9 protein-coding genes are annotated in these 10856 nt (G+C 69.6%); 8 read left to right on the top strand and 1 reads right to left on the bottom strand.

The genetic code is table 11. The features are described from left to right. Positions 1–50: 50 nt before the first annotated feature. The 7 genes from mtrA (at position 51) to secA (ending at position 9267) form a co-directional block, all read left to right on the top strand. Positions 51–737 carry a two-component system response regulator MtrA gene (gene mtrA, locus MCHLDSM_RS22015; protein WP_040540373.1) on the top strand — a complete coding sequence of 229 codons (687 nt, stop codon included), beginning with the start codon at positions 51–53 and terminating at the stop codon, positions 735–737. Beyond that, a complete protein-coding gene (gene mtrB, locus MCHLDSM_RS22020) occupies positions 734–2377 on the top strand; it encodes an MtrAB system histidine kinase MtrB (protein WP_048472009.1) in 1644 nt (547 codons plus the stop codon). The genes mtrA and mtrB overlap by 4 nt, the downstream gene beginning before the upstream one ends. Further along, on the top strand, positions 2374–4134 hold the full coding sequence (lpqB, locus tag MCHLDSM_RS22025) for an MtrAB system accessory lipoprotein LpqB (RefSeq protein ID WP_048472010.1): 1761 nt from the start codon (positions 2374–2376) through the stop codon (positions 4132–4134). The genes mtrB and lpqB overlap by 4 nt, the downstream gene beginning before the upstream one ends. A gap of 26 nt (positions 4135–4160) precedes the next feature. Next, complete coding sequence (locus MCHLDSM_RS22030) at positions 4161–4598, top strand: QcrA and Rieske domain-containing protein (RefSeq protein WP_048472011.1); 438 nt, start codon at positions 4161–4163, stop codon at positions 4596–4598. Positions 4599–4708: 110 nt separating this feature from the next. Next, positions 4709–5338: a ComF family protein gene (locus MCHLDSM_RS22035; RefSeq protein WP_048472012.1), complete on the top strand. Its 630-nt coding sequence runs from the start codon at positions 4709–4711 to the stop codon at positions 5336–5338. A gap of 287 nt (positions 5339–5625) precedes the next feature. Beyond that, positions 5626–6312 (top strand): ribosome hibernation-promoting factor, HPF/YfiA family, encoded by a 687-nt coding sequence (gene hpf, locus MCHLDSM_RS22040; RefSeq protein WP_048472013.1) that lies wholly within the window; start codon positions 5626–5628, stop codon positions 6310–6312. A gap of 123 nt (positions 6313–6435) precedes the next feature. Then, positions 6436–9267: a preprotein translocase subunit SecA gene (gene secA / locus MCHLDSM_RS22045; RefSeq protein ID WP_048472014.1), complete on the top strand. Its 2832-nt coding sequence runs from the start codon at positions 6436–6438 to the stop codon at positions 9265–9267. A gap of 57 nt (positions 9268–9324) precedes the next feature. On the opposite strand, the gene MCHLDSM_RS22050 is transcribed toward secA, so the two are convergent. Beyond that, the gene (locus tag MCHLDSM_RS22050; protein WP_048472015.1) at positions 9325–9804 is read right to left on the bottom strand and encodes an Rv3235 family protein; all 480 of its coding nucleotides are present in this window, start codon (positions 9802–9804) and stop codon (positions 9325–9327) included. A gap of 174 nt (positions 9805–9978) precedes the next feature. Between MCHLDSM_RS22050 and MCHLDSM_RS22055 the strand changes: the two genes are divergently transcribed. Next, the coding region (locus MCHLDSM_RS22055; RefSeq protein ID WP_048472016.1) for a wax ester/triacylglycerol synthase family O-acyltransferase at positions 9979–10856 on the top strand (878 nt) is incomplete at its 3' end.

Raw genomic sequence — 10856 nt, forward strand, 5'->3', positions numbered from 1 at the left:
TGCGAAACGCCCCGTGTGGTAACCGGGGTTTATCGCTTTCTGGTGACACCATGGACACCATGAGGCAAAGGATCCTGGTCGTCGACGACGACCCATCGCTGGCCGAGATGCTCACCATCGTGCTGCGCGGTGAGGGCTTCGACACGGCGGTCATCGGCGACGGCACCCAGGCGCTGACCGCCGTGCGCGAGCTGCGGCCCGACCTGGTGCTGCTCGACCTGATGCTGCCCGGCATGAACGGCATCGACGTGTGCCGCGTGCTGCGCGCGGACTCCGGTGTGCCGATCGTCATGCTGACCGCCAAGACCGACACCGTCGACGTGGTGCTCGGCCTGGAGTCCGGCGCCGACGACTACGTGATGAAGCCGTTCAAGCCCAAGGAACTGGTGGCCCGCGTGCGCGCCCGGCTGCGCCGCAACGAGGACGAGCCCGCCGAGATGCTCTCCATCGCCGACGTCGACATCGACGTGCCCGCGCACAAGGTGACCCGGCAGGGCGAGCAGATCTCGCTGACCCCGCTGGAGTTCGACCTGCTGGTGGCGCTGGCACGCAAACCGCGCCAGGTGTTTACTCGTGATGTGCTGCTCGAACAGGTGTGGGGTTACCGCCACCCCGCCGACACCCGTTTGGTGAACGTGCATGTGCAGCGGCTGCGGGCCAAGGTCGAGAAGGATCCGGAGAACCCGCAGGTGGTGCTGACCGTTCGAGGAGTGGGATACAAGGCCGGACCCCCGTGATCTTCGGCTCGAGGCGGCGCATCCACCGGCGGTCGGCACCACTGATCCGCGGACTGGGTGTGCTGGGTCGGGCGATGAGTCTGGCGTGGCGGCGCTCCCTGCAGTTGCGCGTCGTCACGCTGACGTTGGGGTTGTCGCTCGCCGTCATCCTCGTGCTCGGGTTCGTGCTGACGAGCCAGATCACCGACCGCATCCTCGAGGTGAAGGTCGGTGCCGCGACCGAGGAGATCGAGCGCGCCCGCACCACCGTCAGCGGCATCGTCGGTGGCGAGGAGACCCGCTCGCTCGACAGCAGCCTGCAGCTGGCCCGCAACACGCTGATCGACCGCAAGGCCGACGCCGGCGCGGGCCTGGCGGGCACGTTCGACGCGGTGCTGATCGTCCCCGGCGACGGACCGCGCGCCGCGACCGCGGCCGGCCCGATCGACCAGATCCCGAACTCGTTGCGCGACTTCGTCAAAGCCGGCCAGGTCAGCTACCAGTACGCGACCGTGCACACCGACGGCTTCTCCGGGCCTGCGCTGATCATCGGCAGCCCGACGTCCTCGCCCGTCACCAATCTCGAGCTGTACCTGATCTTCCCGCTGAACAACGAGCAGTCCACGATCGCCTTGGTGCGCGGCACCATGGCCACCGGCGGTGTGGTGCTGCTCGGCCTGCTCGCCGCGATCGCGCTGCTGGTGGCCCGCCAGATCGTGCTGCCCGTCCGGTCGGCGTCGCGGATCGCCGAACGCTTCGCCGAAGGCCACCTGAGCGAACGCATGCCGGTGCGCGGCGAGGACGACATGGCGCGCCTGGCGGTGTCGTTCAACGACATGGCCGAAAGTCTGCAGCGCCAGATCACCCAGCTCGAGGAGTTCGGAAACCTGCAGCGCCGCTTCACCTCTGACGTCAGCCACGAACTGCGCACCCCGCTGACGACGGTGCGGATGGCCGCCGACCTGATCCACGACCACGCCGAGGAACTCGACCCCGCGCTGCGCCGCTCCACCGAGCTGATGGTCAACGAGCTCGACCGGTTCGAGTCGCTGCTCAACGACCTGCTCGAGATCTCCCGCCACGACGCCGGTGTCGCCGAGCTCGCGGTCGAAGCCGTCGACCTGCGCTCGATCGTGCGCAGCGCGCTCGACAACGTCGGACACCTCGCCGAGGACGCGCACGTCGACCTCATCGTCGACATGCCCGGCGACGACATCATCGCCGAGGTGGACTCGCGCCGCGTCGAGCGGATCCTGCGCAACCTGATCGCCAACGCCATCGACCACGCCGAGCGCAAGCCCGTACGGATCCGGATGGCCGCCGACGCCGACACCGTCGCGGTGACGGTGCGCGACTACGGCGTCGGGCTGCGGCCCGGCGAGGAGAAGCTGGTGTTCAGCAGGTTCTGGCGCGCCGACCCGTCCCGGGTGCGCCGCTCCGGCGGTACCGGGCTGGGCCTGGCCATCAGCATCGAGGACGCGCGGCTGCACCAGGGCCGGCTCGAGGCCTGGGGCGAACCCGGCAAGGGTGCCTGCTTCCGACTGACGCTGCCGCTGGTGCGCGGACACAAGGTGACCAGCAGCCCGCTGCCGGTCAAACCGATCGGCGAACCCGCCGGCGTCCCCACCCGTCGGCGCGAACCGGCAGGGGAGAGCGTGTGACGCGGGCTCTCGCGGCGCTGTTCTCGGCGCTGATGCTGGTGCTCGCCGGGTGCGCCGGCGTGCCAAGCTCGTCGTCGCCGCAGGCGATCGGCACCGTCGAGCGGCCCGCCCCGCCGAGCCTGCCCAAGCCCACCGCCGGCATGGATCCCGACGTGCTGCTGCGCGAATTCCTCAAGGCCACCGCCGATCCCGCGAACCGGCACCTCGCGGCGCGGCAGTTCCTCACCGAGTCGGCGTCGAGCGGCTGGGACGATGCCGGCAGCGCGCTGCTGATCGACAACGTCGTGTTCGTCGAAACCCGAACGCCCGAACGGGTTTCGGTGAGCATGCGGGCCGACATCCTCGGTTCGCTGTCGGACATGGGCGTGTTCGAGACGGGGGAGGGCGCGCTGCCCGACCCGGGCCCGATCGAACTGGTCAAGACCCCTGGCGGCTGGCGCATCGACCGGCTGCCCAACGGCGTCTTCCTTGACTGGCAGCAGTTCCAGTCCACCTACAAGCGCAGCACCCTGTACTTCGCCGACCCGACCGGCAAGACCGTCGTGCCCGACCCCCGCTACGTCGCCGTCTCCGAACCCGACCAGCTGGCAACCGAATTGGTGAGCAAGCTGATCGTCGGCCCGCGCCCGGAGATGGAGAAGACGGTGCGCAACCTGCTCGGCGCGCCGCTGCGCCTGCGGGGGCCGGTGACGCGTGCCGACGGCGGCAAGACCGGGGTGGGACGCGGCTACGGCGGAGCGCGCATCGACCTGGAGAACCTGTCCACCACCGACCCGCACAGCAGGCAACTGCTCGCCGCGCAGCTGATCTGGACGCTGTCGCGGGCCGGGATCAACGGGCCCTACGTCATCAACGCCGACGGCGCCGCGCTCGATGACCGCTTCGCCGAAGGCTGGGACACCGGCGACGTCGCGGCGACCGACCCCGGTGCCGCCGACGGCGCGGCGGCCGGTCTGCACGCCCTCGTCGGTGGCTCGCTGGTGTCCTTGGACGGCCAACGCGCACCGCGGGTTCCGGGCTCGTTCGGGTCGATGCCCGGCCAGACCGCGGCGTCGCTGTCCCGCACCGGCCAGGAGGTGGCGTCGATCGTCACCACGCGGCCCGGGGCGCCCGACATGGCGTCGTCGTTGTGGGTGGGACCGTTGGGCGGCAACGCCTCCCAGGCCATGGACGGCCGCAACCTGACCCGGCCCAGCTGGGCGCTCGACGACGCGATCTGGGTCGTCGTCGACGGCATCAACGTGGTGCGCGTGATCCAGGACGCGTCGGGTCAGCCGGCCCGCATTCCGGTCGACGCGACCGTCGTCGCCGCCAAGTTCCCCGGCGTGATCACCGAACTGCAGCTGTCCCGCGACGGCACCCGCGCGGCGATGGTGATCGACCGGCACGTGGTGCTCGCCGGTGTCGAGCAGGCGCCCGGCGGCGGCTACGCGCTGACCTATCCGCGGCGGCTGGGCTACGGCCTGGGCGACACGGTGGTGTCGCTGGGCTGGCGCACCGGCGACGACATCGTGGTGAGCCGCACCGACCCCCAGCACCCGGTGTCGTACGTCAACCTCGACGGGGTGAATTCCGACGGGCCCAGCCGCAACCTGCTGATGCCCGTCACCACAGTGGCCGCCAATCCGTCGGCCGTCTACGTCGCCGACGAACGCGGCGTACTCCAGCTGTCCGGCTCGGGCGCCGAGGGCGATCCGGGGTGGGCCGAGGTCCGGCCGTTGATGGCAGCGGGCGCGCTGCCGGTGCTGCCGGGCTGACAGGGTCGTCGACGAAAGGTTTGTCCATGGACATCAGTGAGGTCTCCGAGATCCAGGTATCGCGCAAGACGGTGCTCGCCGGGGCCGGGGTGGGAGTGGCCGCCGCGGCGCTCGCGGCGTGCTCGAGCGGATCGGACAGCTCGTCGTCGTCCTCGTCGTCTGCGGAGTCTTCTTCGGCGGCGGCCGGGGCGGCGCTGACGAAGACCGGCGACGTGCCGGTGGGCTCCGGGGTGATCGTCGGCAAGACCGTCGTCACCCAGCCGACAGCCGGCGAATTCAAGGCGTTCTCCGCGGTGTGCACGCACTCGGGGTGTCTGGTCAACAAGGTCGCCGACGGCACCATCGACTGCCCGTGCCATGGCAGCAAGTTCAGCCTCGACGGCCAGGTCGTCAACGGCCCGGCCAAGAAGCCGCTCGAGCCGGTGAACATCACGGTGCAGGGGGAGTCGATCGTCCAGGCGTAATCCTGCGCGGAATAGCATTCCTGGCTGCTGTCAGCGAGAAATCGCAGCCAGGAATGCGCTTCCGCGGCGGAGGGTGCGGGGCTGTCGGACGCTGAGCCCACACTGGCGGCGTGCTCGATCTCGTCCTTCCACTGCAGTGCGGCGGCTGCGGTGCTCCCGCCACCGCGTGGTGCCCGGTGTGCGCGCAGGAGTTGACGGTCCGGCCCGACGAGCCGCACCTCATCACCCCGCGACTGGACCCGGGCGTCCCGGTGCTCTCGCTCGGCCGCTACGCCGGCGCGCGACGGCAGGCCATCGTCGCCCTCAAGGAGCGTGGCCGCAGCGACCTGCTCGACCCGCTCGGTGACGCGTTGCGTGCCGCGCTCGAGCACCTGCTGACCTGGGGTGTCCTCGACCCGCCGTTGACGCTGGTGCCCGCACCCACCCGCCGCTCGTCCGCCCGGCGCCGCGGCGGCGACCCGGTCACCGGCATGGCCCGGCGCGCCGCCCGCGACCTGCCCGGGCTGACCGTCGCGCCGGCCCTGCGCCTCAAATCCTTCACCCGCGACTCCGTCGGGCTCTCCAGCGCCGACCGGCAGGCCAACATCGCCGGCCGCATCCGACTCGTCCGCCCGGTCGACGGCACCGTCGTCCTCGTCGACGACATCGTGACCACCGGGGCCACCGCTGGGGAGTCCGTCCGCGTCCTGCAAACCAGGACCGCGGATGTTGCCGCCGTCGTGGCGGTGGCCCACGCCTGAGCGCAGGGCGTTACCCGCAGATCAATCCGCCGTGAAGAACTGAAAACAGGTCGGGCGAATCAGTGGCACGAACACATGAACACGGACTACCGTCGGCACCAACCATCCGTGAACAGCTCACGGCGGCGCTCAGAACGTGAGACGCCGATATCGCGCCAGCGGTAGGAGGTGAGTAGTCGACACCTTGCACCGGCGAGTGGCGCCAACCCCACATGCCCCGTCGGCGCGATTTCTTCACAGCAGGCACGCATGACGTGCACACGCGAGAGAGAGTCGAGTTGCCAAGCATGTCAGTAAATTCCACGGACTCCGACAACACGATGGTGATGGATCCCGACGTCTCGGGTCCGTCTGAGGTCACTTCACACGCCGAAGTGGTGGTGAAGGGCCGCAATGTCGAAGTTCCCGACCACTTCCGCGTCTTCGTCGCCGAGAAGTTGTCACGCCTGGAACGATTCGACCGCACCATCTACCTCTTCGACGTCGAACTCGATCACGAGAAGAACCGACGTCAACGCAAGAACTGTCAACATGTCGAGATCACGGCGAAGGGCCGCGGACCGGTCGTGCGCGGCGAAGCCTGCGCAGACAGCTTCTACGCCGCCTTCGAATCCGCGGCCAGCAAACTCGAAGCCCGCCTGCGCAAGAGCAAGGACCGCCGCAAGATCCACTACGGCGACAAGCGGCCCGAGTCGCTGCACGAAGCCACCGCTCCCGACCGCCTCGACGCCGCGTTCGCGCTGCCGACCGAGGCGAGCGCCGCCACCGACGGCGCCGTCATCGACGACCACGAACCCGGGCGCATCGTGCGCACCAAGGAACATCCCGCGACCCCGATGACCGTCGACGACGCGCTCTACGAGATGGAACTCGTCGGGCACGACTTCTTCCTGTTCCACGACAAGGAGAGCGACAAGCCCTGCGTCGTCTACCGCCGCCACGCCTACGACTACGGGCTGATCCGGCTCGCCTAGGGCGATCCGGCGCGCATCCGGCGCGCTCGAGCACCGTCACGGTTGCTCGGCGCGCCGGGTTCGCCCCGTACGATGGGGGCGTCCAACGCGTGACGCATCCATCGACGCAAGAGGTTATACAGCGTGCTCTCGAAGTTGCTCCGTCTCGGCGAAGGCCGCATGGTCAAGCGCCTCAAGGGGGTGGCTGACTACGTCAACACCCTGTCCGACGACGTCGAGAAGCTCTCCGACGCCGAGTTGCGGGCCAAGACTCCCGCCTTCAAGGCGCGGTTGGCCGACGGCGAGGACCTCGACGACCTGCTGCCCGAGGCGTTCGCCGTCGCCCGCGAGGCCGCCTGGCGGGTGCTCAACCAGCGCCACTTCGACGTCCAGGTGATGGGCGGCGCCGCGCTGCACTTCGGCAACGTCGCCGAGATGAAGACCGGTGAGGGCAAGACCCTGACCGCCGTGCTCCCGGCCTACCTCAACGCGCTGGCCGGCAAGGGCGTGCACATCGTCACGGTCAACGACTACCTGGCCAAACGCGACGCCGAGCAGATGGGCCGTGTGCACCGCTTCCTCGGCCTCGACGTCGGGGTGATCCTGTCCCAGCTCAGCCCCGAGGAGCGACGCGCCGCCTACGGCGCCGACATCACCTACGGCACCAACGTCGAGTTCGGCTTCGACTACCTGCGCGACAACATGGCGCTGCGGCTCGAGGACTGCGTGCAGCGCGGCCACAGCTACGCCATCGTCGACGAGGTCGACTCGATCCTCATCGACGAGGCCCGCACACCGCTGATCATCTCCGGGCCCGTCGAGGGCGGGTCGAACTGGTACACCGAGTTCGCCCGGCTCGCGCCGCTGATGGAGAAGGACACCCACTACGAGGTCGACATCAAGAAGCGCACCGTCGGTGTGCACGAGGTCGGCGTGGCGTTCGTCGAGGACCAGCTCGGCATCGAGAACCTCTACGAAGCTGCCAACTCGCCGCTGGTGAGCTACCTGAACAACGCGCTGAAGGCCAAGGAGCTCTTCGAGCGCGACAAGCACTACATCGTCCGCAACGGCGAGGTGCTGATCGTCGACGAGTTCACCGGCCGCATGCTGGTGGGCCGCCGCTACAACGAGGGCCTGCACCAGGCCATCGAGGCCAAAGAGCACGTCGAGATCAAGGCGGAGAACCAGACCGTCGCGACCGTGACGCTGCAGAACTACTTCCGCATGTACGACAAGCTCGCGGGCATGACCGGCACCGCCGAGACCGAGGCCGCCGAGCTGCACGAGATCTACAAGCTCGGCGTGGTGCCCATCCCCACCAACAAGCCGATGATCCGGACCGACCAGTCCGACCTGATCTACAAGACCGAGGAGGCCAAGTTCATCGCGGTCGTCGACGACGTCGCCGAACGCTATGAGAAGGGCCAGCCGGTGCTGATCGGCACCACGAGCGTCGAGCGCTCGGAGTTCCTGTCGCGCCAGTTCGAGAAGCGCCGCATCCCGCACAACGTGCTCAACGCCAAGTACCACGAGCAGGAGGCCGGCATCATCGCCGAGGCCGGCCGGCTCGGCGCGATCACCGTGGCCACCAACATGGCCGGCCGCGGCACCGACATCGTGCTCGGCGGCAACGTCGAGTTCCTGCTGGACCGCCGGCTGCGTCAGCGCGGGCTGGACCCCGTCGAGTCGCAGGAGGAGTACGACGCGGCCTGGCACGAGGAACTGCCCGCGATGAAGGCCCAGGTCGCGGCCGAGGCGAAGGACGTCGTCGCCGCCGGCGGGCTCTACGTGCTCGGTACCGAACGCCACGAGTCGCGACGCATCGACAACCAGCTGCGCGGTCGCTCGGGCCGCCAGGGCGACCCGGGCGAATCCCGCTTCTACCTGTCGCTGGCCGACGAGCTGATGCGCCGCTTCAACGGCGCGACGTTGGAGACGCTGCTGACCCGGCTGAACCTGCCCGAGGACGTGCCGATCGAGGCCAAGATGGTCTCCCGCGCGATCAAGAGCGCGCAGACGCAGGTCGAGCAGCAGAACTTCGACATCCGCAAGGAAGTCCTCAAGTACGACGAGGTGATGAACCAGCAGCGCAAGGTCATCTACGCCGAGCGCCGCCGCATCCTCGAAGGCGAGAACCTCGCCGAGCAGGCGCACACGATGCTGATCGACGTCATCACCGCCTACGTCGACGGCGCGACCGCCGAGGGCTACTCCGAGGACTGGGACCTGGAGAAGCTGTGGGAGAGCCTGCGTCAGCTCTACCCGGTCGGCATCGACCACCACGACCTGATCGACTCCGACGCCGTCGGCGAGCCCGGCGAGCTGACCCGCAAGGAACTGCTCGACGCGCTGATCGAGGACGCCGAACGCGCCTACGCCCAGCGGGAAGAAGAGATCGAGTCGCTGGCCGGCGAGGGCGCGATGCGTCAGCTCGAGCGCAACGTGCTGCTCAACGTGCTGGACCGCAAGTGGCGCGAGCACCTCTACGAGATGGACTACCTGCGGGAGGGCATCGGTCTGCGTGGGCTCGCGCAACAGCGCCCCGAGGTCGAGTACGCCCGCGAGGGGTACGACATGTTCATCGGCATGCTCGAGGGCATGAAGGAGGAGTCGGTCGGCTTCCTGTTCAACGTGCAGGTCGAGGCCACTCCCGCCCCCGCGGTCGCGCCCGTCGCGGCACCGCCCGGGCTGTCCGACTTCGCCGCCGCGGCCGCCGCCGCTCAGGAGCAGGGTGCCGTGGCCACCAAGGAGCGGCCGGCAGCGTTGCGCGCCAAGGGAATCGGCGACGACGACGGGCAGCCGCGGCTGAAGTACTCGGGTCCGTCGGAGGACGGTTCGCCCGAGGTCAAGCGCTCCGGCGCCGGCAACGGCAACGGCACTGACGGCGGCACCCAGCCCGCGGGCGGCGGCACCCGCCGCGAGCGCCGCGAGGCCGCCCGTGCGCAGAAGGCCGGCCGGCACGCGCGTCGCCGCTAGCCGATCTCGTCGGACTCCTCAACGCGGCTCGTGCCTCGCCGCTTGATCGTCGTCCGACTAGCCGATCTGCAGCGCGACCATGCGCCAGTGGTCGCGGTAGCGCTCGATGCGCGCCGCGACCGCATGGACGCGCCCGGATCTGCTGAACGACGCGAACACCTCGGCCGCGGTGACCTCACCACCGCCGGTGTCCACCGCGCGCACCCGCACCCGGTGCAACGTCGCGCTGCCCGTGCGCGCCGTCCGTGCGCGGGCCAGCACCCGATCCACCAGCACCGGCGTCATCAGCGGCCGCAACTGCGCGATGGGCCGGCGTCGGTCGATGACCTCGATGACCTGGCGCAGCGTGGTCTCGGCGAACACCGCGGCCGTCTTCGGCGGCGGCGCCTCCCGCGGCGCGGGCCGGTGCGGGCGGACCCGGTGCAGTGCCGAGCCCGACGGCGTCGGGCACGGCTGGCCCAGCGGGTGGGGGACGGGCTCGCAGTCGATCACCGGGGACGTGAGCCACGCGGCGGGAACGAGGGGTGATGCGGACATGACAGGTCTCCAGCAGTGGGTCGGACGGATGGCGCATCTGCTGGAGAGTGGCAGACCAGTCGATGATCCCACGGCCCACCGACCCCCCGGCGCACCCGTTATGCAGGCAGCCGAACGGTGCCGTTACGGTGAGGCCGTCAACGGTGGTTCGGCGATGAGGAGGGCGGCGCCGCAATGGTGACCAGGTTGTCGGCGTCCGACGCGTCGTTCTTCCGGCTGGAGAACTCCGCCACCCCGATGTACGTCGGATCCCTGCAGATCCTGCGCAAGCCCCGCAACGGGTTGAGCTACGAGACACTGCTGGCGACCGTCGAACACCGCCTCCCGCAGATCCCGCGCTATCGGCAGAAGGTGCGCGAGGTGAGCTACGGGCTGGCCCGGCCGGTGTGGATCGACGACCGAGACTTCGACATCACCTACCACATCCGGCGCTCGGCGCTGCCGTCCCCGGGCAGCGACGCCCAGTTGCACGAGCTGATCGCCCGGCTTGCCGCCCGCCCGCTCGACAAGTCCCGGCCGCTGTGGGAGATGTACCTGGTCGAAGGCCTCGAACGCAATCGCATCGCGATCTACACCAAATCGCACCAGGCCCTGATCAACGGCATGACAGCGCTCGAGATCGACCACGTCATCGCCGACCGCACGCAGAAGCAGCCCCAGTTCGACGAGGACATCTGGATTCCGGGGCGCGAGCCCAGCGACCGCCAGTTGCTGCTCGGTGCGCTCGGCGAGTGGATCGCCCGGCCCACGCAGCAGGCCGCCGCGGTGCGCTCCACGCTGACCGAGGCGGTGACCAACACCGGCCGGCTCATCGACCTGGGCCGGCGCGCGGCCGACGTCGCGCGCATCGTCGCCCGCGGCACCGCGCCGAACAGCCCGCTGAACACCACGGTGTCGCGCAACCGGCGATTCTCGGTGGCCTCGGCCGGCCTGGAGGACTTCCGGCTGATCCGGGCCCGCTACGACTGCGACATCAACGACGTGGTGCTCGCGGTGGTCGCCGGTGCCGTGGTGTTCGTCATCTCGCCGTGGATCAGCCGCCAGATGGAAGG

It is taken from the genome of Mycolicibacterium chlorophenolicum (assembly GCF_001044235.1).
In the GTDB taxonomy this organism is placed as follows: Bacteria; Actinomycetota; Actinomycetes; order Mycobacteriales; family Mycobacteriaceae; genus Mycobacterium; species Mycobacterium chlorophenolicum.